Raw genomic sequence first — 26,770 nt, forward strand, 5'->3', positions numbered from 1 at the left:
GTAAAATGCACAAATATTTGTTATTAAAACACAGAGATATCTTGAGTGTAATAAGCCTCAAAATCATCTTGATTGACATAAGTGTTTACCTGGAAACTATTTGGCTTTAAAATACCCAAAATGTACCATATTTTTTTTAATAAGTTGTTCATATTTCCTTAATATTAGTGAGCTAAAATGTGTTTTTAATGGGCTTTATTTGTGTAACAGAAGGTGCGATTGACACAGATATCCCGAAGAGATTCAGAATACAAGGTCAAATGTGGGACGTCCTCCGTCTTTAGCCTAACGAAGTACACCTAGAGGAACAGTAGAATGGCATTAAGTTTAGAGTATAAACAAAAGAGTCTAAAACAGCTAACGGAACGTTGTGAAAAACTTCGTAAATTAAACAAAAAAAAACAACAACTTTTAACAGCTATTAATGATTTTTCTGCCGCTAATGATATGCCTTTAGGCCATCAAAGTGATGCTGTAATTAATTTCATCAGTGAACAACTCGAAACCCATTTTGACGAGTCTACGCTCCAGCAAATTGCTGTTTCTATTTATTCTAGGATCACCGACATATTTGACCGCGAACGAGTTGAAAATCAACGCAAACACCGTAACCAAGGCTCTTACGATCGAATATTTGTTCATCGACGCAGTTTACACGATCAATTACAAGACCATGATATGACCTTGTTAATGCCCCAGTCTTACGGCAATATCGAAGTACTGGGCATAGTCAACCGTTTCGACTCAGGCTCCATTGACGCAGTGCAAGAAGGGTTAGTCACAGCCCTTGGTGATAAAAAAATTAAACATATTTTTATTCCAATTGGTCCTGGACATTGGCGTGGCTTTTATTTAACCAAACCCAATGATGGCGAAAACTACCAGCTTGAACTATTTGACCCGTTTGGACCCAGTGGCGCAGATGCACTTAGAGATATGTCTCTGGCTTTGTTAAAAAAATGTGGCATAAAAGAGAATCAAATAACGATTACAACCTCAGGCCCAATTCATCCACAACGAGATGGTTATGCTTGTGGTGATTTCACCTGCGCTTATAGCCATAGAAAAATGAAAGCGCTTGGTGCGCCAGGTGCTGTTTACAATCAAGATCTGATCACGGTGCTGGATAGCCAGGGTAATAAGGGAGACGTGTTACGTCATGAAAGTCGTAGAATATCCACGTTATTAGAAGCCAGCCCCTTAGCGCCGCTAGCCGCACGCGCAGAAGTTGAACGAGGCGATCTTCCGTTTGCAGAAGCAGATAAACGTGAGTTTTTGCTGCAATTAGGTAAACAACTCGCAAATCCAGTTAAGATAGACAAGGTTGTTCTTGACAAAGAAATTGCCAAAATAAAAAGTGCATTCGGAACACATCAGTTCGCATCGTTACGTGAGCTTGATACCTATGGCGTATTTAAGGCAGACGGTTCTTTAAATAAAGCCATTGCAGCACAATATGAGATCCAGTTTGAAGAGAGTAAAATAAAAACGCGCTTGGAATCTTATGGCCTTAGCCACCTCTCATTTCGAGAAATGATCATTTTTGAATCGGTTATTAGTTCTGTAATCCAAGACCTCACTTACGAAAACAATAACAAAGCGATGATGCTCGAAGCTGAACTTCAAACCTTAGAAAATGGAGGTCCAAGCGTACGCAGCAGAAAAGAAGCATTAAAAACAGAACTCGCGTACCTTCAGTCTCATCCACCTGCACGGGGATTAGCTAAAGCGTGTTTTGCTGAATTTGGGACAGCATCTAAAGAGTTTAAACTGACTAATCCCTTAGGCATGGAGCTTGCTACCCCCGCCAAGCAATTGCTAGGAATGGGCTATTTTAAATTTAAAGACATCAACATTTCTATTTCACCAGGCCCCTCTGCAGCCAGGTCACTTACCCCTTCCGAGCATCCAGAACTTTACGAAGCACAGCGAGATATCGCCAGATATTTAAATAACTTACTCGCCAATAACGTGACTCATGTTTTTGCTATGGGGAGCGTGCGTCCCTATGCTTCGATGCAAGAAGGTTCAGATAATGATTTTATTAACTATTTCATACCTGATGCCTCTGGACGCGTAAAGCTTCCTAATATTCCTGAGCTTAAAGACATTCATATTACTTCGCATCCAATTGCAAAAGTAGGTCGATTCATAACTTATGAAATCAGTATCAATGGCAATAAGCCCATCCAAGTACATCATTTTCCTATTCAAGATCAACAACCCTTGAAGTTAACTCCAGAAGAATTAGCCTATGTCCAAAAAATAGGTATGACCGCTGCTCTTGGACAAAATATTCACACGCATTGCCGAGATGGAAAAGGATGTAGCAAGCAAATCGCCTATCTATTGGCCTCATTGAATCCGCAATACAAACAAGCAAATCATGCAGAACTAATCGCACAGATGAGTACAGAGAGCGCTGAAGTTGCCTCTCTCGACGCAGAAAATCTCGAGCTTTATGTCATTTATAGTACTTTATTAAAACAAGAAATAGATAAGTGTCTTCAGCAGATTGGCACATCTAAAAAATTAGTTAAAGAAGAGCACCCCGCTCTTTTCGACTTGCTGAAAAAACATCAAGACTTAAGTTCAACTCCCTCTGGGCAATTAGACGCCTGGGTTAGAGCAGTTTGCCAAAACCCAATTATTGCTCGCTCATCGACTAGAACTTCATTCACTTCGATTAAAAACGCTACCGAGTTCTTACTACACATATTTAATGAACAGCGAGACCTTAATGAGTTAGAGTTATTTTTTGACTTACAGTCTCAAAGAGGAGGCTATCAGGGAATTTGTCGAGAATTAGCTTTAATTGCAACTGCTGCTGCTGCTGAGCAAACCCGAGAAGAGCGAGAACAATTAACAAAATATGGATCTTTATTTGTTGCACGTCTACAAGATGCCTATTTAAGAAATTGTCCGAAGGAAGACCGGTTATTAGTTTGCATTGATGTAAAAAACAATGTTGCTAGAAAACTGACTGATATATTGACTGCAATTACCCAACACGATCCGCAAAGATTCACAAAATCATCGTTTGAAAATTTAAGAAAAGAATACGAACGCTGTAAACAACGTATCGAGCTATTAGAAAAAGTAGAAATTGATGATTATGAAGCGCTTGATGCTGAGTTAATACAACGCAGCAAAGTCATAGAACAATTACTTCTTTTAGGTTATGAGCAGTTTGAAGTAGAACCAGCACCAATTATTACCAAAATGCACCTGATTTATCAGCAATTAGGTCAATTAAGTGTTACTAATGAACTGAGCCCACAACAGTGGAATATGTTGAAAAAACAATTTATTGCACTGCAAACCATATTTAATTTTACGAAGACAGATGACATAGCGGTACCTGGAGTACTCTTAACTTTGGATAAGTTATTCCAAGGAAACAGAGAACACACCACCCATCCATTTAAATTAGCCATTTCGCAAGCCAGCGCCAAAAAACAACACCTCAATGATTTTGTAGCGAGCTTAGGTTTTGCGGTATTAGATGCTGTAATTAATGAGCTTCCAAGAGAGTATTATGGTGAGGATGCCAAGGGTTTTTATGCTAAAGAGATTAATCAGCTACTTGAGGCTATTACTCATTTAGCAGCAACTTATGAACGACCAATACCAGAAAAAATTGATTTAAGTCGAATCCCCGAATTCCCAACTGCAGAGGAATACGAGAAAGCACGACGAGAAGTGATGCAATTGGTTGCAAAACATGTTCCACTTCTCATTACTATGACAAATGCTCTTAGAGCACAGCTTGAAAATTTAGAGAAAGATTTCCTGCGTTTAGAGAAACACGCTCAATTAGGAACTCCTGAGTTTAAGGAATTAAAAAAACGCTTTGCCGCATTGAAATCAGAATATCTGAACAGTGATGAACAAAATGTGTTGATGACTCAATGGATGGAACAAATAGAAACGCGCATCAACAAAGTTGTTGATCCCGATGCGAAAGACAGACTTCTACTTGAATCAGCCGCACAAAAATACAGTAAATCGCTAGAAAATCTTTTAAGAATTAAAGCCATAAAAGCTGGGGCTTCTCAAACAACTCTAGATGAAATTGATTATTTTGAATCGCGTATTGAAAAAAACATACCTAGAAAGGTTGCCCCTCCTAAACCTCCCAAGCTTATTATATTTGACATAGATGATGTACTCACTGATTTGAGCATCAACGAGCAAAAACGAGTAAGAGAACTAATCCATGTTCTACAATATGCTAATGCACATCATATAGAAGTAGTTCTCACCACCAATCATAGTCCATCCCTATTGGCTGAGGAACAAGCGCTCATCACCAAATTAAAAACCATCATAGCGCAAGAAACAAAGATTGACATTTCGAATATGTTGACTTTTTTAAACGCTGTTCCTTTACGCCAAGAAAAAGAAACCGTAGTTAAATATTTTCAAAACAAAGTTGCTGCATTGCAACAAGAAATTGAACGCCTCAAAAGCCAAATACCTGTAGACCTGACACAAAAAGCAGATCAGGAAAAAAAGGAACGATTAGAAGCAACGATTAGGAAATTACAATCAGAAGTTGTTTCTTTAAAAGAAAAATCCGTTGCACTGAGATTAACTTCAAATAAACTCTTAAATTTAGACGTCATTAGACATTCTCATGGGTTTAAAGACCTGGACAGTTATTATCATGCAGTTGAAGGGGGCATTTTAAAGGATTTTAAAAACCCTGAGTTAACAAAGAACATAAAGATTCCTGATTTTATAGAAAGAGCAGCAATTTGGGCTGAGCTATTTAAATTAGCAAAAATCATCATGCAATCTAAGTCGCTTACAAACCCTAAACCTTCATTACAAACCATATTAAAAGATCTTATCTTTGATGCTCATAAACCTGAGGTTCTGCAGAAAAAATATACTGTTCTCCAGGAATTAGCTGAAGCGATACAAAGAATTAATGTCGGTCGAGAATATTTTAGAAGGTATGTCTCACAAATCGACGCATTTTATCAAGAAAGACTTGCTGTCCAAAAATCAGAGTATGAACTCAGTGCTGTTTTAAAAGAAGAAGATATCGTATTCTTTGAAGCGGACCAAGATCTTGTAGATCAAGCGCGTCAACACAGTAATTATCGACCAATTAAGTTAAATGAGCACGAGCAAGACTCATCGCGCTACATGGTTGATTTGAATTATGAGATAGGTGCCTATAATGGTGTCATCGCATACTTAAACGACGACAAAACCCATTCCCCTAAAGCGTATGGCCCCAAAGCTATCAATAAAACATTGAAGGCCTACTTAAACACCATTCCTGATTTTGCAAAACAAGAATTTCGGCATACTCCCATTGTATTGCATGTAAGCATGTCCACGATACTGGCCAAATTACACGAGCTAAGTTCAGAGGAAGCAGACCAGAAAAGCTATATGGAGCAATTTTTTGAGGCGGCCATTGAGCGCTTCGCCCAATTACCCAAAGCATTACAAGATGATTTTGTGACAGGCTATTATCGCGGCACGGACCAAGCTTTAAAAGCAATGCATCAAAAGCTTAAAGAACTCATCACCTCTCCTCCTCCGCTTCTGCAATTTCAAGAGGAGTTAACCAAGCTGCAGGGACAGGCCGATAAAATTATCGCAAGAGATGCGAAATTTTCACGCGGCGTGTCACCAACGTTCTTAAGTTCTGAAGCAAAGCTACTCAACTTAATGATTCAAAACATAGCCGACGGACATATCGATCAGTTGAAGATAGAGGGAGCACAAGTACAGTTCCAAGTAGATCATGATAAAACCCGCTCACAAGTTTATATAGAATCTATAACAGAAAAACCTCATGTTTATCTGCAAGCGATTCATCCGACTCTGCAAGCAATAGATCTTTTTAATAAAGGGTTTATAGCGGAGCAATACGAACTGTTTGTTATGCAACAGTTGGAAGAGGTGATTAAGAGTCGTATTAATGAGAATGCCTGGGATTCGGTAGCTCCTTCTTTAGAATCAATTTTAGCGTTTGTTGAAGAACGTCTAGTCAAAATGGATCCTAACAAAAAAGACAAGTTAAACGTCATCAGAACCTATGACGCATTGCCCGTTGTGAAAGCTATATGTTCTGACTTAGCCCAAATTGCTCCATACCAAAATAGAGCACTCAATTTAAAAGAAAAGCCTGATGGTGATTATCTTCCAAAAATTTCTGCCCTACTGGAGCAAGTAACTCGTTACACAAATACAATTGAAGCATCCGAAGAATATAAAGCCAAACTCTTTTTGGATAAAGCGAAACAGTATCTGCTTGCTAACGATTGGCAGGTTGGTTTTCAATGGAATGCCCATACAGTAAAAGTGCGTGGTAAAGAAAGGGCAATTCCAGAAACTGTAGCCGAACAATTGGCAGTTATAGAAAAAGCACAAAAAAATGGGAAATATCTAGAAGCTAAAAGTGCTTTTTTACAGTTAGGCCAGGATAAAGAAGATGCGTGGACCTCTTCGACAAAAGCAAGAAAATATTATTCTCTGTTTAAGAGTGAAAAAAGCAAAAGTGATGCAGTTTTAGAAAAAGAGTTTACAAAAAAAAATACAATATAGTTTTGGTGCAGTAGAGCGATTCTTAAGGCCATAAGCTTTTTTATAGGCACCATGTCCGGATTACAGCCCCGCCTAATCCGGACTTTTAAAAAATTTTCTGTTAATAATTTCTTAATCTTATTCCATTACAATGCTGATCAAATATTGTTCATTATGTAATTTGGAGTAATGGTATCTTGAAGAGAAGGCTTGATTTAGAAAAACGTGAACAGCACTACTACAGAGAAATTAGAAGGAAAATTACTCCCATAGAAGACGAGGGTGAACAAAAAAAAATCGATGACTTTATGAAGAGGCATTCAACCACCCCTGCCAGTACAAGCCGAGAATCAGGCTATTCAGCGTATCTCTTCGAGGGGAAAAAAGTCGAAATCAATGCTTCTATGGTAAAGAAAACAAAGGTAGATAAAGAGCATTTTCTTATTTCAAGAGTTACAAAAGCGCCAAAATTACCCGTTTCCTGTTTGGCTTCAGCAGAGCATGTAGTTGCGATGCAAGATGCAGTGACCGATTTTAAATCGGAATTAGAACCCAAAACAAAACAGAACGTGAAGTATCTCATTTCATTATCATGTACTGGGAAAAAAACTAATGACATCAATGAAAAAAAAGCAATTTTAAAGCTAATACAAAAACATGATAAAACATTAAATAGCAAGAATGTCAGCATCTCCTACAATAAGGAAAAAGCGATCTTTGAAATTAGCGTAAGCACCCAAGTTGCTGATATTCAATTACTTGTTCGTGCACTGGGCAGCAGCACAAAATATAATATTGTTAATTGTGATTTTAAGGATGTAGGTTTAAATGAAGGCGTTTGCCTTGTTAAGAAGGATGCATCCAATCCAATTCATGCCCTGGTTAATATCGCAGATTCGGATACCGCCAAAGGATTTCTTGAACGAGATGCAGGGACAACGTCTGGACGCTGCACTGCGTCTTATCAAGATAATAATTGGACTTTTAATTTCTTTAAAAGTCTGCAAGACATGCGAGAAAAAACGGAATACCCTCCAAGTACCCTTGCTATAAAGATTACGAATGGTAGCTAATCAGTAAACCCACGATCTATTCCCCTAATCGTATGCGTGCCCGAAAATGCGTTGCTTATCAAAAGCATGAGCTTTTCTAGGCAGACAACATGCTGTGAGGCATAAATCCACTGTCGTTGAGCCTTCCCACCATTGATGATAAAGTGTACATCAATATTAAAAAATTGATTTCCCTGTTAAGACTACTGATTAATCTCTAACTTTTTTATTAACTTAAGGATTAGGAACACTCATGTCCAGAAAAGAATTAATGCAAGCGATTGTAGGTATTAAACATAAAAAAGATAAAGATATAGCGAGGCAATTAAAAGAGATCGCCAGCCGAGCTGGGAAAGTCCTAAAAAAATACAAGACACTGGATCTATTCTATGAGCATTCTTATTCTGTACATACCCCCCTTGAAGCCACAATAGACGCAGCCTCTCTACCAGCGTTTCAATCTCTAATACGCCTTGGTGCAGATCCATTTTTTAAGCCAAAACCTGACATGCCATCTGCGGTAGATCTTCTCGCAAAGAATTATTTTGAACGATTTTCTAGCAAGGAAACGGCACCACTATTTGAATGGCTGACAACAGATAAAGAAAGCCCTCTATTCACCTGGAACAAACTCACTAGTCATGAACCGTTGTTTGAAAAATTTAAACAAGCCAATTTAATTCCCCAAAAACAGTATGTCAATGAATTACCCATACACGTAGCAATTGCAGCAGGCCGTATGGATTTGGTTCAAGAGGTATTATATGCGGCTGGTAATGTCCAAAAAGCAGGTGATATTAGGCACTTGAGTATTCTTCGTCCAGCGATCCACGCCGTACTTAAGGGCCAGAAAAACTCGCTCGAGATATTAGAATACTTACTGAGATTGGGAGCCAGCCCCAAAACATTGGATTCGAATAGCGCACCCGCAATCATACAAGCAATCACAGCTGGAATTTTTATCGAGAATGTCAAAGAAGAGGCAATATTGGCTGTTCTTGATTTACTCTTCCAACATGGTGCATCTCACTATGCGACCAACACTAATGGTTATACGCCCTTGATGCTCGCAATGATGAACGGGTATCCCAAACTGTTTGCTAACTTTTTAGATAAAGCAGATGCAAAAACTTTAAATCATCAGGCGCAAATTAAACCCAATTATTTGCTCTTTCAATTATTTGATCGCAGCGAAAATCGATTGTGGCAATTGGATATTCTAAAACTCTTACCCAAACTCAAAGAGAAGGGCTTAGAATTTAATAAAACGATTAACGGTCAGCCTCTTGTAGCCCCCTTCAAAGAGTCTTCTTATAGTATAGGAGAAGTATACGCACAAAACATGTCTGTATTGCACTTCTATGTTGAAAATATGGCGCAAGCAATAGATGACCCGGTTCTATCGATGAATAAGCATCTTGCAATCATTCAAGCCTTAGTCGCAAATGGAGCAGACCCTAAAGTTAAAGCTACATTTACTCAAACTAAGGAGGAAAGGGAGGCATCATCTTATAGGACGAAACAAGTATGCTCTAGCATAGAACTTACCGCAGCAGAGTATGCCAGAAAAATCGTTGATAAAATCTTTAATCACCATAGTTTGGGTTATGATACTTATTTGCTTAAAATGTATAAAGAGGAAAATGACTTTTTAAAAAATATTACCTATCGAAGCAAAGAAGAACAAATAAGATTACACAAAGCATTTCATCAATTCAGAAACCTAGAACTTGTTTTATCAGGAGAAAAGCCTATCCCCTATTCTGGTTTACCGGACATAGGAAAAATTGGGCGAGTGGCTTTGAAAAAAGAATCGCCACCAGTTGTAGTACCTGAATCTGGCGAAGCTAAATCAGCTATAGAAACAAATCACTTTGACCCCATACAATTCGAGGCTGATTTAACCAAAGCCAGAACTGAGCAACAGCAAGATAATTGGAAAGCGCTTAAAAAATCCCTCGTCACCTACACTAAAGAAGCTGGGTCATTAAAAGACTTTTTAGCACGAGTAGAGCAATTTAAAACGCCGTTGCAACTTCATTTCGATATAACAACCAATGACAAAGGTGAAATAATCCGCGGCTCAATGATATATCGTTTCTTCCACATCTTTGATCCCCATAAATTTCCAACTTCCTGGGAGACTCTAAGAAAATTTGGACAAGATACCTATGGTGTAGACATTAATACTCCATATGATCAAGCGATTGAGCTACAGCGAACCATTTAGAGATGAATTCCCGTCCGTGTGGAAATGGCAGAAATAAATTAACATAAATTCAATGAGTTAGAAAAAAAATTCGTTTATTGACAGAAGTGTTCTTGATATATACAATGCTCAGCCTGGCGAATTATTTGTCACTCAATCGATCAATATGGAGGCTATAGCTCAAGTATGGTCAAACGTAATCCCCTTCAATTTTCAGTAGTTAGAGAAGATCCTGAAATTGAGAGAAAAGTCATTCTCTCCTCAAATGCAAAGGAGGTTTTACTCATTGCGTCAGGAGGTTGTACTGCACTTTCATTACAAGCTTACTTTCCTCATCTGAAGTTCACTTTAGTCGATCCTAATCCTGCGCAAATTCAATTAATACAAGAAAAAATGCACACCTTAAAAAAAGCGTCTGCGACAGAAAGAAAAGCGTCTTTTAATGTAGAAAATAATGCTTTGTCTGGCCTCAATGAGGGTGGAAATTTTGAATCTCTGTTCCGTTCGTTCAGAAACTTTATTACTGAGTTTATTTTGAATGCCGAAGAATTGAAGGATCTTCTGACCCAACCTTTAAATCATGCCTCTCGTGTGAGAAGCATGCTGTTTGAACACAAATATTGGCAGGTTGCCTTTGATTTGTTTTTTCATCACAATTTTCTCGAAGCCATGTTTGGGCCTGAGGCAGTGCAACATGCGCCCAAAGGTTCCTATCCACAATATTTCAGGAAGGTTATCGAGCACGGGCTAGAAAAAGAAAACAGGTATCGCAACTATTTCATTCATCATATATTTTTGGGACATTATGTCGACCAAGAGATTTGCCTTCCTTATTACCTCTTGGCTCCAGCACCAGAATATCGCTTTGAGTTTATTAATAATACGATTGATAAGGTCGAAAATTTTCACTCATTTGATCTGGTAAACCTTTCTAATATTTTTGATTGGATGGATGAGGACAAAATTGAGAGCCTCGCAAATCGCCTCAATCGTGAAATGAAACCCGGAGCACGATTGCTGACACGTCAGCTCAATAACCAAAAAGATTTTATGCAATACTTTTCTGGTCATTTTGAGCTTTTACGCGAGGAAAGCGCTGAATTACTAGCAAGCGATCGAAGTTTATTTTATTCACAAATCAATTGTGCCGTAAAAGTAGGATAAATATGAATCAGTTAATCGAACAAATTCTCCGCGAAACCAATTATTTGAATAATCCTTATTTTGTACATCTGCATAACGGGACTTTTGATAAAAGTGATTTTGTCGAAACACAAATCCAATTTTATTCTGCTGTTGAATTTTTTGCCCGCCCCATGGCTGCCTTGGTATCCAAGATTCCTTGCCCCGAACAAAGACTTGGAATTTTGAGAAATGTATGGGAGGAACATGGTGAAGGAGATAGTGAGCGATTTCATAAATTCACCTTTCTGACTTTTCTGCAGCGATTAGATGGATGTACTTTTGCAGAGGTACAGTCACGTGTCTTATGGCCAGAATTGCGAATTTTTAATTCAACGCTTGAAGGCGTATGCAACTCCGATAACTATTTGATTGGGGTTGGTACAATGGGAATCATCGAAAGAATGTTTTCTGATATTTCGTTTTTTATCGGACGTAGCGTGGTCGAACGGGGATGGATCACTTCCAGCCAGCTCATTCATTATGACCTTCATGAAAAATTAGATATTAAACACGCAGAAGACTTCTTTGCCATTCTGCGAACAGCCTGGAATACAGATCTTCAAACACGCGATGCGATTGCGCAAGGACTACGTTTGGGAGCCACACTTTTTAATGGATTATATGAAGGACTTTTTCGTGCACGCAGCAGACGTTGGCTTCAGGGAGGTTTTGCAAATCATCACTTTGCGAAAGAGGAAAAGCAAGTACAAGAGGCTTAATTAACTATGAAATTAGTGCGTTTAACTCCCGAAAATAAAACGCTTTATCTCGAACAAATCCTCGATTTAGAGCGTGAAGTGACTTATCCTTACGGAGCGCATTTTTTTAAAATTGATCATGGTGAAGACTATTTTGCTTTTTTTGAGCGCCTAGGAACACTCTATTATTACGTACTCGTCGACAAAGATCGGGTTGCTGGAGTAGTTGCAACTGTTTTGAGAACGCTTCCATCCCATATGGGTTTAAAAAAAATTTGGTACTATGGCGATCTGAAAATTCATCCGGATTATCGTGGTCGGCACTTACCTATTAAGATGGCGTACCAAATTTATTTGCGACACTTCCTAACTTGTTGGAATGGTTTTGGTATTTCGATGAACCCTGCTTCAGGTGGTAATCGAATCAAAAAACTTTCTCAGCGGTTTAAGTGGGTACCCGTAAGAGCAGATACTCAGATTAACCTATTTTCCTTAGATCACGTTGCCATGCAAAAAGCTCAGCCCCTTTTAGAGCAGCATCGAGGAGCAGTACGATTTCTCTCACTGGAAGGAATCAAAGATCTGATTCTGACGCACGATCAAAGTAGAATTCCGGTTTTGCATGCTCAGTTTGGCTATCTTGGAGAAACAAATGGACATGAACGTGAACCTCAAGAGGGTCATATCCACATGTTTTGTGCTGTATCAACAGATCCTCTAGTCGCAGAACTGGAACAGATGCAGCTTGTTCCTTCGTCTACAATCACCTTACTGAATCATGGGAAAAAACTAAAAAACTGGGATTGGATATTGACCAGTGATCTTTAAACGATGCGGAAAAATAAATTTATGGGACAAGCACATTTTAACGGGTTGGTATACACATTAACTAATGAGGATTCGCTCGTTGAAGCAGAGCTTCTTCCTGATAATACGGAACGAGTCATCGCGATTGCAGGCAGTGGCAGCAGAATTGTGCCGCTACTAACCAAGTCACCTAAAGAACTTGTTTGTGTCGATCTTTCTGTGGAACAGCTGTACCTGACTGAATTAAGAGTAGAAAGTGTACGACACTTGAGTCACGACGAGTTCATTCAATTTTTTGGTTACCCCAGTGCCAGCGATTCTGCGCAAAATAGGGAAGCTCTTTTTAAGAAATTAGTGACTTTGAGTCCCACCGCTAAGGACTTTTTTTTAAATTTATTTAGCAACACGTCCTGGAAACCACTTCTTTATTCTGGAAAGTGGGAACAAAGCGTGCGCAAATTTAGCCTATTTATCCAGAAATTCGTAGGAAAAAAGGGCTTAAAAATTTTTGATTGTGTCACGTTGGAAGAACAAAAAGCTTATTATGCTCAGCAATTTCCCCAAAAAGCGTGGCACTGCTTTTTGCGAATTTATGCTATGTTGATGCGAATCACCTGGAAAGTAAAACCCAATATATTCCCGCAAGTCGACCCAAACATCAGTTTTTATCAGCTTTATAAAAAGATTTTTGACGAGATGTTTTTCAATACCTTGGCTAGAGAAAATTACATCCTACAATTGATTTTTTATGGAAAAATTATGTTTCCCGAAGCACTTCCAGCAGAATGTGATCCACTCCTGTTTCAGAAAGCAAAAGAGGCGCTGTTAACAACTCAGATCAGTTATGTTCAAGACGATATTATTTCCGTTATAGAAAAGAGTAAAACCAAAAATGGATTTATTTCTTTCTCAAATGCTCCCTCTTATTTTCCACAGGCAATGGCAAGGAACTACCTTGAACGAATTGCCTCCCAACTGTCTGAATCGGCGATACTTGTAGTACGGCATTTTCTCAATGATCCCGCCATTGCATGCCTCGATGGCTTCACCGATGTCTCAGAACGTTATGCAGATATTCTTGCCAAAGAGATTACCAAAACGTACGAGATACAGATCCTACACAATATAAATCACTTATAAATTTTCTCAATTATTGGGAGCAACAGGCGCTTTTTGATCAAAGTCGATTCAAATTGATTGAAGTGCCAACCTTGCATCACATAATTCCAAGTTCAACTTTGACAAGAAATTGCCTATTGTAAACATCTGCTGTCTCGCAGCTCTCACTCCTTTTGGTGACACCCCGTACGGAAGCAATGCCACAGGAGTCGAATACAGCTATTTTAAGTTCTCTCTTTAAGCCTAACACTGCGCTGAGCAGTAAGTGGGCAGTGCCTTTCCCATCATGTTCTATACGTACGACCATATCAAACGTCCCCCGTCTGGTGGTGCTTCTTGACGATTCAACCAGCCGTATTAGAGAATGCATTTGTAATATCAGATATCCCTTAAAATGATTAATCCACTATAATAATGATGATTAATATTTATTCAGGAGGAAAAAATGTTTATTAAACCGTTAATTGCTGTGCTTAGCTTTACCCTGTACTTTAGTCCTATTTTAGCTGTAGCAGATCAAACAAAGATGTGTCATACCACCCAACAAGGAAAATGTGGTCGTTTTTGTCAAGCACATCAGGGCATGAAGTCTTGTATCATTGATATTACCACTAAAAGTGGTACTTGCACTTGTGTCGATGGGACCAGCCATACTAAATCATGATTCAGGTGACTCAAAAAATATACACTATAGATACTGTCTTTAAAAACGCGCTTATTTTTAAGGCAGTATCTAAATATTTTCAACGGCCGTTGGCTATTTTTGATGTTGTCATTAAAACGCTATATTAAAACCACACTGATTTTAATATAATTTTTTTATTAAATTGATACCTACTTTAAAATCAAATTCGTTTTTGCCTTAGAACGGTAATTTAACCCAATATTTGGATAAATTATAAATGATGAAAAATTCAGTTCCAAACTCCAGTTTAGCCTTACTGAGCTTTTCAGCTTTGGGTATCGTTTTTGGCGATATTGGCACAAGCCCACTTTATACCTTCAAAACAGTATTAACACTCATTGATGGTCATCTCAACACCAATGCAATACTAGGCTCGCTGTCATTGATTGTATGGACCCTTATCATTATCACCACAATTAAATATGTTTATTTTGCCATGGGTATTGATAACGATGGAGAAGGAGGCATTTTAGCTTTAATGTCTTTACTGGGTATCAAGCTTCATACTAGGCCTATTATCGTTGCTATGGGATTGTTTGGGGCCGCACTGATATACGGTGATGGTGCCATTACTCCGGCAATCTCAGTCCTCTCTGCACTAGAAGGTTTAAATATCATTACCCCCTCCCTTTCTCCCTATGTTTTACCCTTATCGGTTGCCATTCTCATTGCGCTGTTTGCCATTCAGTTCAAAGGAACCGCTAAGATTGGGAAGATTTTTGGGCCAGTAATGGGGCTATGGTTTATCACGCTGAGTGTTTTAGGATTATGGGGTATTATTCAGCATCCCTCAGTGCTGAAAGCACTTAATCCATATTATGGGCTTCATTTTCTATTTTCCCATGGCCTCAAAGGATTTCTGGTACTCGGAGGCGTATTTTTGTGTGTCACTGGAGCGGAAGCCCTCTATGCAGACATGGGGCACTTTGGTGCAAAGCCCATTCGCTTTGCATGGTTGGGGCTTGTATTTCCTAGCCTTGTCCTTAACTATGCCGGACAAGCAGCATTAGTGCTCGAAGGTGTGCCCTTATCAGATAATATATTTTATCGACTATGCCCTTCCACCTGCTTGATACCTCTGGTGATATTAGCAACCATTGCAACAATTATCGCCAGCCAGTCAATTATTAGCGGTACATTTTCCATGACGCGTCAAGCGATCCAGTTAGGATGGCTACCCAGATTGCGTATCACGCAAACCTCTTGTGAAGGATATGGACAAATCTATATTGGCGTTGCCAACTGGTTGCTTATGATAGCAACCGTTGGTCTTATTATAGGATTTAGAAAATCAGATAATCTGGCCGCAGCTTATGGTATTGCCGTATCGGCAACGATGCTGGCAACATCAGCACTACTATTTATCGCCTCGCGTGAAATATGGAATTGGGGTATCCTAAAAACTGGAATAATTGTCGGTACCTTCTTAATCATAGATACTGCTTTTTTCGGCGCCAATTTGTCAAAATTTATGGAAGGTGGCTATGTGCCGATTATTTTCGCTGTTTTTGTGTATGGGATTATGCTTATTTGGCATACCGGAACAAAAGCCGTTGCAAAACGGCTTAGTGAGGTGGTAGTTCCCATCAATACCTTTATGACCCATATCGCAGATGAACAAATTGCCCGAGTGCCAGGTGCCGCTGTTTTTCTCACCCGCACATCAGAGGGTGCACCTTCGGCGTTGATATGGCATGTCAGGCAGAATCGTGCTTTGCAGAAAAATGTTTTTATTTTAAAGGTGGAAACCAAGTCAATTCCTTGGGTAAAAAGCAGCGAGCGAATCACCTTAAAGGAAATTTATCCTAACGTCTGGCGAGCGGTTGCCTCCTATGGATTTATGGAGCGTCCGAATGTACCTAGAGTGATTAGACAAGTCATTAGTAAAAAAGCTCTTGCTCTCGATGACATCACCTACTATGTCGGCCACGCAAGAATTATCTCACGTGAGAAGGGAAAACGATTGCCTACCTGGATAGGTAAGCTCTACGCCTTCATGCAGCGAAATGCATTACATGAAAGTGAATACTTTCAAATGACCCCCGATTCAGTCGTAGAAATTGGCAGACAAGTGGATGTTTAACCTGCGCAACCAGGCCAGTTCGATTCAATCAAGATTTAACACAAGGGTTTATTACTGATGAAATGATTAAATAAGCCAAATAATCTCGCCGGTTGATCAATAGGCGCAAGATGCCCTGCATTACGCACCTTAACCTGGGTTAAGCCACCTGCGGTTTTAGCATAACCAGCCACTTTGCCATCTGTATGCCATACACAGGTCGCTGCATGAGCAAATTCATTTTTGAATGGCCATTTGAGTGCAGAAAGCCATAATTCAGTACTTATAAAGTTTGAGTCCTTTCCATCTTCTAGACCATTATAAATCAATACCCGAATGCCCTTGGCAAGGATTTTAGGATATAAATCGGCAACAGAATCCTGTTCGCCAATTTCAAGCTGATCTGCTACTTGTTTACTAAAAGTATTAAATTGTTGAACACGCTTATCGATATGCAAAGCATGACGAACTTCAGGTTTATTTAAATAATGAATCATTAGCGTATCATCAGGTTCTGCACCTTTGGCAATATTAGCCAGATTAAGTCCACCACTTTCTTTCTCAATTAATTCCTGCATTTTCATACAAACCTGGTTTGCTTTGCGACTTGATGGCATGGTTTTGTCTATTTCTTTTGTACATAAATCATATAATTTTAATACTTGGTCTCGAACTTGACGGTCAATAAGACCATGTGAATAAGCAAAATCAGCATTAGCACGTTGTTGCAGACGAGGATTAACCCAGGCATCCCCAATTAACAGTCCTTTTAAATTAATTTTGGGGGTCGTCCCTGTTTCAGAAATAATTCGCATGGCTAATTGAGGCAAATATTTTCCAGCATAGGATTCACCGGCCAAATAAAATGGTTTCGATTCAAGCTCAGGATGCTGCTCAAAAAAAGTCTTAAGTGCAACATATAATTGATCGATTGCTTCTGACTCATTTGAAAACGTATGAGGCTCCCCATAAGAAAAACCAACGCCAGCAGGTTGATCAATGACTAAATAATTGGCTTTTTGGCTCCAAGAATAATGACGCTCTGATAACGTGCCATCTTTGTTAATGGCATAAGGACCATTTTCCATAAAAAAACCATACAGCGACGCTGCTCCAGGACCGCCATTTAGCCATAATACCAGCGGTGCATCAGCATTATGCGCTCTATTTTCAACATACCAATAGAATAAATTACCTGGTGCAGCATTACATTTTGGTTTTGAACAAGCAGAAGTCGCAAGAGGAAGATAGCCTGCATACTCTATATTCTTAAGCGTACCAAAGCCCGGTAAAGATACAATTCTATCATGTGAATTATCAGGAATATTAGGTAAAGAAGCAAAAGCAACTGTATATACGAAGAATAAAAACAAAAAAACAACATGCATAGCACTTCCATTATTGAATGATCAGGCATCTCTAATGGTAACACAAGAGTTGAAATGCCTTGAACACGCGTGGCCCGGTTGGCTTGCAACCGGGTCTAATAGAAGCGCTGCTGCAAATTTCCTATCGCATCCCTTAAAGATCAAACATTCTATTAATGGAAACATTTACAGATTGCAACAATGTCGTTTTAAAAGTATCTTTTGTTGCCAGTATTCCTGTTGTTAAGAGGTTATCACCATTCATTGTCGATGTATTAGTAAATGACTGTTCATGTCGACTTACACGGCCTCCTAAAGCTGAAAAAGTATAAGACGCATCGATAAACCATGAAGGGGTAATAAAATAGGACGCTCCAATTTGAGCACCACCACCCCATGCCCACATAGTAGGCGAACCATAATTTACCAAACCGGTTACATTAAGAGTTTCACCATTGATAATGGCATAACCTATGGAATTATAGTTTTGCGATTGCAGACTGATTAATGAAGGTCCACCACCTAAATATATGCTTTTATTGCCAAATTGTTTGCCAATTAAAGCGAATAAATTCATATCATGGTTAATGGTTGTTTCAACAGAATCAGCAATTGCATATCCAAACATAGGGCTCGTAGTACCTGATGCACTAGTAAGCACACCGGTTTGAGGAAGGTAAACATCACGATTAGTTGCTATACCACCAAGATATTGATAAGTAAATTTAATCCCATAATAAACACTGTCATTATAGTTTCTTAAATACCCAGCCTGAACTTCCGGTGCTAAATTTTGGCTCTTATTTTTAAATGGAGCAGCGTTACCTTGGGCAATCCCAGTTGAGTTGTACACGCCATCAATATATAAACTCGAAATTCCTAGACCCCATGAATCTTGCTGAATTCTTAATGAGTTGTAATTTCCACCTACGCCAATAAAAAAACCTTGAGGGTTAGGTGCGGCGCCCATGGTACCTGCGAAAGCAGATGTTCCAAAAATAGAGAGAGATAAAATTGTATTTGTTAATTTGGAAAACACTTATAATCCTTTATAAAAAATGGGGAAATTAGTGTATTCACTAATTGACATGATTACAATCCTAATTAGGGAATTGTCAGCCAAGGCCCGAGCAAGGCTTGCTATCGTTCGAGTCGTTTCATTGATTGGTCAACACTTCCGCTGATCAGCAAAATGGGGACGGTTCAGGTCCTTCCCCATTTTCAAGCAGCTGGTGCAAGTGGCGCATTTTTTGAGGGAGCAGCAGTTAAATCGTTTGCAAGTATAAGATGATGCGACTGCAAATTTTTAAAGAAACGATCACGGCATGTAGTGGCAGATAATTTATTGGAAAGATCGACCATTTCGGGTATTGAATTAGACGTTAAATAAGTCGATACCGATAAAAACATGGCTGCAGCTAATTTTTTATTCTTAATCAGTTGTGGCCCTTGTAAAAGCCATACTTGCATCTCTGGCTGTAGCCAACCCATAGCTTGATTAAAATTAAGTTCCTGGGCCTTCATGAGCGTATTTAGTTTTGTTGCTTTGGGAACTAAGTGGACTACGTCTATTTTTGCTGCAGATTCTTTTAGTTCAGAGGCAATGGTGTATTGGAAATCCGAATGGAATGTTGCCAGTGTTTGCAATGCATCGCGTTCAGTAACAAACACAATTTGCGACAAATTAGCAGCAATTGTTTTTGACAATGTAAGTCGCTCAGCAGCATTCTGCGCTAACACTAAGACGTTATTTGCTGCCGTCACATGCCCGCCGCGAGCATAGCCAACTGCCATTTGCTGCAACAATAAGAATCGGTCAGCAGAATTCCGCACTAACGCTAAGACTTTATTTGCTTCCGCCACCTGTCCACCGCAAGCATAACCTTATGCCATCCACAACAATGAAGCATTGAATTCTTTTCTTAAAAAATTAACGGCCTCTACATCACCTTCAGCTGCTAATTTACTCACAGCTGTATCATTCATTGTGACATGATGTACATCAATAGCAGCCAAAAGAAGTATTTCATTAATCGCTATTTTGGCTTCATTTCTATTAGGATTTTTTGCCAACTTGTAAATCTGGTCACAGAAACATGTATCACCAGAAATGGGCTTATTTTGTAGTACTTCTTTAGAATCATCTTTAGACTCTAACTTACTGGCAGGCGTTGGCATAAAATACGTACTCCACTACATAATGGCTTTAAGCCCTCTAAAATTTTCGGCGTATTTAGCACACGTCATATTATGATTCTTTTTCATGCACACCATACAGTTTTACGGGCATTAGTTTGCCCTTCATTGTGACCTCGCCTATATCAATAAATTCATGTCGTTCAGGACGTTTCATCGCTTGGTAAACACTTTCACTGATCAGGATATTTTGCTCATATGTTTTTGTCATGGATTCTATGCGTGCAGCGGTATTCACTACATCACCAATCACCGTACTTTCCAGACGATTTGTCTCCCCAACAATGCCCAGCATTAATGCACCTGAATTAATTCCTATGCCTACATGCACTTCTTGAGAGGCAAAAAGCCATGAGTTGGTTTTATTTAATACAGTAAGTTTTTTTAAAATGGCTACTGCTGAATTCACTGCATCATCGGCACACGTCTCTCCAGGAAAGAGTGCCATGATCGCATCACCCACAAATTTATCAATAAATCCTTGATGTTCAACAATTATTGGGGACAACTGCTTAAGCACCGAGTTCACAAAATCAAAATTTCCTTGTGGGGTTAAGCTTTCAGATATTGTTGTAAAATTTCTAATATCTAAAAACAATACAGCAATGGTATGTTTTAAATTATCCCCAAGCGCCACTTCAAGAATATTTTTTTTGTTTAATAATTCAAGAAACTCATGAGGAACAAATCGCTCAAATGAATTAGTAATGCGTTCTTGTTTTCTAAATAATAGGTAAATTAAGATTGCGATTAATAATAATCCCACCATAGAGACAATAAACAACAAGGTTTGATTTCTAACTGCTGCTTTTTGTATGCTTTGATGCATATCTCTTGATAAATCAGTACGTAATAATCCTATTGGTTTAAATTCAAAATCCTTAAGTAGGCTATAAACAGCTAAACGTTGATTGTTAATTGGTTCAACATAAGAGCTACCGCTATCAATCATTTCTGCTAACTCTTTTTTCCCTTCCGGAGTTGTTGCAAGAATAGATGGTGCCTGCACAGAAATCGTATAATCTAATTTATGGCCTATTTTTTTAAGAAACTCTGGAGTTAGCGTTTTTCCAAAAATTATAAATCCATTGGGGTCCTTATTTTCATTAGAATCATCCGTGTAGTTAACAACATAATAACCAGGATAGGGCTGCGAAGGCAGTTGTAAAAAACCGGATATACCTACCGCATTGTTACCTGAATTATTGTATTTCTCTTTATATTTAATCAGCGATAATGCATTTTTTTTAAAGTAATCCAATACGCTTGGATCAATTGGATAAAATTTATTTGTCTGTAAATTATATCCTTGAGACCAAATGACATTGCCATCCATTGACAGAAAAATTACTTCATTAATATTTTTATCTTTAAAAAAGTCCTCAGCATAATTCGTGTTGATATATTCATTGTTAGGTTTTTGTATGTAGTTATAGGTATCATCCCAATAAGCCAAATCAGCAATCAACACATCGATATACTGTGAGTCTGAAATAACCGTACGCGCAACTCTTTGGCTTGCTTCTACAGCATCGCTATATTCAAGGTGTTCAAAATCAGTAACAATGAGTTTTTTCGCAATGAAAAAACTTGCCCCAAACAGGACAAGCCAAATGGACAGGACAGCAATGACATACTTAGTCCTTAGATTCATCATCTTCATCCTTTTTATTGATGTACGTTTTTTGCATTGATTAGAGGAACGTTTAAGTTTGTTAAAAATAGTTAAAATTTAGAATCCATTTTTAACTAGTATAGATTGATCTTGCCTTGGATTGATAGACAACCTAGTCAAAAGAATATGAAATGAGACATGAGATTAGAACGCAGCAACAAACGCTTGTTATTCCAATTAAAAAAAGTGCTAACCTATATACAAGTAAAGAATTATTTGTTGAGAAATGAGGTCATAATGAAAGAAGGAACGAAGGCTGGCAGTACCATCTCGAAAACAAAGTTATTTTTGGGCTTTATCATTTTAATGATTTCATTTTTAGTACCCTTTTCAGTACCTCTAATCATGGAATTAAACATATCCTCTTCTATGAAAACGATTATTTCCGGCCTGTTAATTTTTGGCATCCCTGAATTTGGTATGTTGCTTGCTGTAATTATTTTAGGTACTGAAGGCTATAGCTATCTTAAATCACGCATCCTTTTTTGGTTAAAAAATTCAGTTCCAACCGTTAATAGTCGACTACGATTTCGAATTGGGATCACATTTTTTTCAATATCTTTAGTGCTGGGTTTCCTGTTGCCCTATATCAGTTATTTTTTGCCAATCTCCATGCAAAAGAATTTATATTTTTATATTTTATTTTTAGATCTATTGTTTTTTATTAGCCTATTCATTCTCGGCCAAAACTTTTGGGGAAAAATAAAAGATTTATTTATCTATGATGAAGAGCAATGAGTTTTTTTCTCACCTAAACGGTGTGGTTTAGAGTAAGTAAAACGCGTGTATCATCACCAACCTAAAATAGCACATACGATAGCATAATTAATCTTATTGGTGGTCACTCATAAGGCGTCAGCAAGCATGGCCTTGCTGCTTGCCACCTGGAACTAATAGAAGCTCTCTAAGTGATTTATTTTCAATTTAAATTGGGAATAGCATACACTTAAATAAAAAGTACATAAAAAACGAAGAGAAAATCATGTGCGGATTGGTAGCTATATATAACGAAAAGACCCCCATATCTCAAGAAAAACTTTTATTAGCAACGCAGCTTTTAAAGCATAGAGGACCGGATGCACAAAACATCTGGATTGCCTCTAATGATCATGTTGGACTTGGTCATGCTCGCTTAAGCATTATGGATTTAGAGCATGGTACTCAACCCCTGCACAATAAAGATCTTCAATTGCATGCCATAGTGAATGGGGAATTCTATGATTTTGAAATCATTCGCTCTATGTTGATAAAAAAGGGTTATCAATTTTTTACCAACAGTGATAGTGAAATAATATTGTCCCTATATCACTGTTTTGGTTTGAACTTTTTTAATTATTTAAATGGCGAGTTCGCGTTTATTCTTTTTGATGAAAAAAATAAATTAATTATAGCTGCTCGTGATAGATTTGGTGTAAAACCTTTATTTTACACACAGCAAGCCGGAAGTTGGTGCTTTGCTTCAGAAATAAAAGCATTATTGGCTTTAGGTATTAGCAGTCAATGGAATACAAATGCCGTGTTCCAAATATTCAGTGGCTTTGCTTTACAAGAAGAAACCTGTTTTGAGGGTATCAAACAAGTAAAACCAGGGCATTGCCTTCTGATAGACATAAAAAATCAAAATCAAACCACGCATCAATATTGGGAATGGTCCTTTCCCTCTAAAAACTCAGTAGTTAGTTCCTACAATCCATTTGATTTTATAGAAGAGTTTGAACGTTTATTCCAGCAAGCAATCACCCGTCGGCTCAGATCCGATGTCCCTATAGCATGCTATTTGAGTGGTGGTCTTGATTCTTCTTCAATATTATCTGTAATGACGGAAAATTACCCCGGAAAAGTAGACGCTTTCCATGTTTCATTTAATGAGTCAACGTATTTAAATGAATATGATTATGCACACTTGGTGGCCAAAAATCTTCACATCACTTTTCATTCTCTTCCAATAACCACGCAGGAGATGGCTAAAAATTACTCAAATACCATTTTGCATACAGAATCGCTTATAACTAACCCAAATTCTATAGCGAAATATCTTTTAAGCTCTGAGGTGCAACAGAGCAATTATAAAGTGGTATTAACTGGTGAGGGAGCAGATGAAATATTGGGAGGCTATCGTGGCAATTATAATGATTTCATTATTGCGAAATCTTGTGGTTTTTTTAAAAATCTAACTCAAAATAAGTTGCTGTATCGTAAGCAGCCTTTGAATCAAAAACTTAGAGCGCTCCAATTTTTAATAACAAATCATTATCAGGTAACAAAGAGATTACACTATCAACCAGCTTTATTTACAAATTCATTATCATGGATATTGTTACTGCACTCTGTTTTTAATTTGCAGCAAGATCCACAATTTGAGCTTTTAAATACCTTAAACTGCGATGATCAAATCAGTCCAGGAAATAGTTCTTTGTACCTCTGGGCAAAGTCTGGTTTTTCAGAGGTAATATTGTCTGCTTTAGGTGATAGAGTAGAAATGGCCCATTCAATAGAGGCCAGACTACCTTTTTTAGATAATGATTTAGTTAAATTCGCGACCAAGTTACCAGATAATATAAAAGCTCATATCACTGGCGAGAAATTCATTTTGAAGGAGGCCATGCGGCATAGATTACCCTCAAAAATTGTTTCTCGACGCAAGTTTCCTTTTGCGGCACCTTCTTTCATTCTCGATGGAAATAAAACAGCGCTCTACCATCTTTTAGATGATGTTTTTTCTAGTGGCTTGCTGGATAAGCTTCCTTTTTTAAATAAAAAAATAATCTTAAATCACTTCAAGAATTTACCCTATGCTGCAAATAGTTATTACAACGGACATTTGATGCATCTGGTACTCAGTGCTTGTCTATTATCCTTAAATTTTAATCTCTAATCACTGAACTTTCACAATTCCATATTTCTAATTTCCAGGCTCCTAAACGTTATTTTTCTACTCAATCGCTCCCTTTATCTCAAGCAGCTGGCGCAATCATCCCATAGCTTGGTTAAAACTAAGTAAGCGTCGGTCGGGCCTCGGTCTAGAAATCCTCACAAACAAAACAATTGACCGAGAAATTCAAAGCAGTATCCGCCTCTAACTTCGAATACCAAGTACTAATCATTCTTTCTAAGCCTCCAAATTCCTTGCTTTGCATTAAATTTACTCACCATGAATTAAAATAGATCTTTTTGTGGCCTAACATTTATAAAACATTTATTAAAAAAAATTATGATCCCGTTCATAAATGACGCGATAACTCAACTTCAAGATCCAGCAAGAGGACATGGCCCCCAGACCATCGGTATACTTGCAAAAGCAGTTACTGCAAAAAGTACCGGTGTGCCTCCTAAGTTTACCGCCTGCTATGATCCTCATGGACAGCCAAGTCTAGAGCATTTTAAAGACTATATAAGACACGTGACGCCACCTGCCAGAATTCATATCCCACTGGCTTTACACCGACTCGACCATTGCGTGAGTTAGCCAGTGATTTTAATAATATGCCTGAACGTGATATTCCTAATCCACAACGTTTACGTGAAGAACATATTGCGGATTTAGAGCGATATAAAACAATATTAAGGGCATCAAATAATACCCCGGTAGATACCACACCGCCTGCTCCAGAAGAACCACCTAAAATTAAAATTAAAAATGAAGCGGCAGCCGATCTCTATATAGAAAACATTTTAAAATCTCATAACAAAAGCATCAACATTAATATATTTGCTGATGATGCCAATAAAAAGCAAATCATTAAATCCGCACTTAAATTTTCTGAAAATCACCATGAATCCCCTTTAAGGTTAGCAGGAGCCAGAGAAATTATTCAAGAAGGATACCGAACGGGGAAAGTGGATTTAGATAACGTGCATAGCAGAGAAATGAAAAAAAACTGATTTTACAAACTTTTTTATCTGAGTTTGGCCCTGATGCAAGTAAAGGTACTCCGCCTAGATTTGTAGGTCATGGCATTATTAAAATAAATGTAACTCCCCAGCTGATCAATCACTTAGACGTGCAAATTAACATCGTTTTTTTGTATTCATATAGGCAAAAAATTTAATTAAATCATCTAGATCATTATCGGATAAGGACTCTTTATCTGAGCCACTCATCCGTCCTTGCGGAAGAGAACGAACTGATTTTGGATCGCGTATAAATTTTTTCAATAGCGTTATCTTGGGATAATAATCCAATGGACTTTTAGGACAATTCAGATCGGGGCCGATATTGCTTTTTCCGATGTGGTTAATGGTATGGCAGCCTTCACAATGACTAATATACAATTGATAGCCATTAATAAGGGAAGGATTCGTTATTCGTGGTGGAGCAAGAACATTTTTATAATCAAGCTTTCGAGTAATTTTTATTGTAACGACACTCCATGCCCAATATTCATTTGATATATAGGATCGTTCCGGATGAAGCCAAATAACTTCATAAGGCCCAGCATTGGTTCCTGTATGATTATCAATTATTGGCCACTTTGACGCCGGCTCTATAGCCAGCATTGCGATGGAGGCATTTTTACTGCAATCCATGATTTTAGCTGAAGGTACATACACGTGAAAATTATCTTTGGCTATCAATTCAATGAAGTCTTGTTTGCTAATATTGAAGGGAGCAAGTAACTTACATAAGGGGATAACCTTATGATGCATTGTTTTGTTTGGGTACGCTCGGTCGTTATTAATAGTTACTTGAGCAAGGGCTGGATGAGACAGTAATTCAGATTTGGTCAGAATAAGCGATTTATCAGGAGCAATCATGCGGAGTACTGAATCGAGTGCTTTGTTTGTGGCTGATGCAGTTCCAAATATTGAACAGATACAGAATAATAGCAAAATGTATTTCGATCCTTTCACTTAAATTCCTTGATTTTATAACTATCTTATTTTAGTAACCCTTTATACAGGCATATGAATATTTCCAGAAAAAATAGTCTGAATTGAATCAAGGATGTTCCATCCTTGTTTTCTTGCGGTGTTGATAAATCCCCTAATGCGAGCGAATTGTTCAGCACCGGTTGATGAGCGAAAACCACCAGATATTTTCTGCTTGCATTTGACCATGCGAAGATCGCGCTCGGCCATCATTATTGGTAAATGGTATACGATGGTCAAAAAGAAAACGCAGGACATCCTCCCTGTAATATTTTAGCCTCAGCAGTAGGTTGTGTC

The 26,770-nt window shown here is 38.2% G+C and carries 20 protein-coding genes; 13 read left to right on the forward strand and 7 right to left on the reverse strand.

What is annotated here, in order from left to right; all coding sequences use genetic code 11:
• Positions 1-315: 315 nt before the first annotated feature.
• From Lste_RS03555 to Lste_RS03600, 9 genes are all read left to right on the forward strand, one after another.
• Complete coding sequence (locus Lste_RS03555) at positions 316-6,570, forward strand: hypothetical protein (protein WP_058509715.1); 6,255 nt, start codon at positions 316-318, stop codon at positions 6,568-6,570.
• Between the two features lie 176 nt (positions 6,571-6,746).
• Positions 6,747-7,622: a hypothetical protein gene (locus Lste_RS03560; protein ID WP_058509716.1), complete on the forward strand. Its 876-nt coding sequence runs from the start codon at positions 6,747-6,749 to the stop codon at positions 7,620-7,622.
• A gap of 232 nt (positions 7,623-7,854) precedes the next feature.
• Positions 7,855-9,831 carry an ankyrin repeat domain-containing protein gene (locus Lste_RS03565; RefSeq protein WP_058509717.1) on the forward strand — a complete coding sequence of 659 codons (1,977 nt, stop codon included), beginning with the start codon at positions 7,855-7,857 and terminating at the stop codon, positions 9,829-9,831.
• 165 nt (positions 9,832-9,996) lie between these two features.
• Positions 9,997-10,974, forward strand: a complete 978-nt coding sequence (locus Lste_RS03570; protein ID WP_058509718.1) for a DUF3419 family protein — start codon at positions 9,997-9,999, stop codon at positions 10,972-10,974.
• Between the two features lie 2 nt (positions 10,975-10,976).
• Positions 10,977-11,714 carry an iron-containing redox enzyme family protein gene (locus Lste_RS03575; protein ID WP_058509719.1) on the forward strand — a complete coding sequence of 246 codons (738 nt, stop codon included), beginning with the start codon at positions 10,977-10,979 and terminating at the stop codon, positions 11,712-11,714.
• A 6-nt stretch (positions 11,715-11,720) separates the two neighbouring features.
• Positions 11,721-12,521 carry a hypothetical protein gene (locus Lste_RS03580; protein WP_058509720.1) on the forward strand — a complete coding sequence of 267 codons (801 nt, stop codon included), beginning with the start codon at positions 11,721-11,723 and terminating at the stop codon, positions 12,519-12,521.
• A 3-nt stretch (positions 12,522-12,524) separates the two neighbouring features.
• Positions 12,525-13,640, forward strand: coding sequence for a DUF3419 family protein (locus Lste_RS03585; RefSeq protein WP_058509721.1), 1,116 nt, complete (start codon positions 12,525-12,527; stop codon positions 13,638-13,640).
• Positions 13,641-14,064: 424 nt separating this feature from the next.
• A complete protein-coding gene (locus tag Lste_RS03595) occupies positions 14,065-14,283 on the forward strand; it encodes a hypothetical protein (protein ID WP_058509723.1) in 219 nt (72 codons plus the stop codon).
• Positions 14,284-14,521: 238 nt separating this feature from the next.
• Entirely contained in the window at positions 14,522-16,387 is a 1,866-nt protein-coding gene (locus Lste_RS03600) for a potassium transporter Kup (RefSeq protein ID WP_162264120.1), read from the forward strand.
• Positions 16,388-16,422: 35 nt separating this feature from the next.
• On the opposite strand, the gene Lste_RS03605 is transcribed toward Lste_RS03600, so the two are convergent.
• From Lste_RS03605 to Lste_RS03625, 5 genes are all read right to left on the reverse strand, one after another.
• Positions 16,423-17,754 carry a S10 family peptidase gene (locus Lste_RS03605; protein ID WP_058509724.1) on the reverse strand — a complete coding sequence of 444 codons (1,332 nt, stop codon included), beginning with the start codon at positions 17,752-17,754 and terminating at the stop codon, positions 16,423-16,425.
• Between the two features lie 133 nt (positions 17,755-17,887).
• Positions 17,888-18,772 carry an outer membrane protein gene (locus tag Lste_RS03610; protein WP_058509725.1) on the reverse strand — a complete coding sequence of 295 codons (885 nt, stop codon included), beginning with the start codon at positions 18,770-18,772 and terminating at the stop codon, positions 17,888-17,890.
• A gap of 182 nt (positions 18,773-18,954) precedes the next feature.
• Positions 18,955-19,596 carry a hypothetical protein gene (locus Lste_RS03615; RefSeq protein ID WP_058509726.1) on the reverse strand — a complete coding sequence of 214 codons (642 nt, stop codon included), beginning with the start codon at positions 19,594-19,596 and terminating at the stop codon, positions 18,955-18,957.
• A 21-nt stretch (positions 19,597-19,617) separates the two neighbouring features.
• Positions 19,618-19,911: a hypothetical protein gene (locus Lste_RS03620; RefSeq protein WP_058509727.1), complete on the reverse strand. Its 294-nt coding sequence runs from the start codon at positions 19,909-19,911 to the stop codon at positions 19,618-19,620.
• A gap of 70 nt (positions 19,912-19,981) precedes the next feature.
• Positions 19,982-21,586: an adenylate/guanylate cyclase domain-containing protein gene (locus Lste_RS03625; protein WP_162264121.1), complete on the reverse strand. Its 1,605-nt coding sequence runs from the start codon at positions 21,584-21,586 to the stop codon at positions 19,982-19,984.
• Positions 21,587-21,841: 255 nt separating this feature from the next.
• On the opposite strand from Lste_RS03625, the gene Lste_RS03630 reads away from it, so the two are divergent.
• From Lste_RS03630 to Lste_RS03640, 4 genes are all read left to right on the forward strand, one after another.
• Positions 21,842-22,342 carry a hypothetical protein gene (locus tag Lste_RS03630; RefSeq protein ID WP_157070693.1) on the forward strand — a complete coding sequence of 167 codons (501 nt, stop codon included), beginning with the start codon at positions 21,842-21,844 and terminating at the stop codon, positions 22,340-22,342.
• A gap of 244 nt (positions 22,343-22,586) precedes the next feature.
• Positions 22,587-24,479 carry an asparagine synthase (glutamine-hydrolyzing) gene (gene asnB / locus Lste_RS03635; protein WP_058509730.1) on the forward strand — a complete coding sequence of 631 codons (1,893 nt, stop codon included), beginning with the start codon at positions 22,587-22,589 and terminating at the stop codon, positions 24,477-24,479.
• Positions 24,480-24,815: 336 nt separating this feature from the next.
• Complete coding sequence (locus tag Lste_RS19065) at positions 24,816-25,070, forward strand: hypothetical protein (RefSeq protein WP_157070694.1); 255 nt, start codon at positions 24,816-24,818, stop codon at positions 25,068-25,070.
• A gap of 17 nt (positions 25,071-25,087) precedes the next feature.
• The gene (locus Lste_RS03640; RefSeq protein ID WP_058509731.1) at positions 25,088-25,486 is read left to right on the forward strand and encodes a hypothetical protein; all 399 of its coding nucleotides are present in this window, start codon (positions 25,088-25,090) and stop codon (positions 25,484-25,486) included.
• Positions 25,487-25,612: 126 nt separating this feature from the next.
• Here the strand turns inward: Lste_RS03640 and Lste_RS03645 are convergent, their stop codons facing one another.
• Positions 25,613-26,455 (reverse strand): c-type cytochrome, encoded by an 843-nt coding sequence (locus tag Lste_RS03645; protein WP_157070695.1) that lies wholly within the window; start codon positions 26,453-26,455, stop codon positions 25,613-25,615.
• A 42-nt stretch (positions 26,456-26,497) separates the two neighbouring features.
• Entirely contained in the window at positions 26,498-26,731 is a 234-nt protein-coding gene (locus tag Lste_RS19070; RefSeq protein ID WP_157070696.1) for a hypothetical protein, read from the reverse strand.
• Positions 26,732-26,770 lie beyond the last annotated feature (39 nt).

This window comes from Legionella steelei, assembly GCF_001468005.1.
In the GTDB taxonomy this organism is placed as follows: Bacteria; Pseudomonadota; Gammaproteobacteria; order Legionellales; family Legionellaceae; genus Legionella; species Legionella steelei.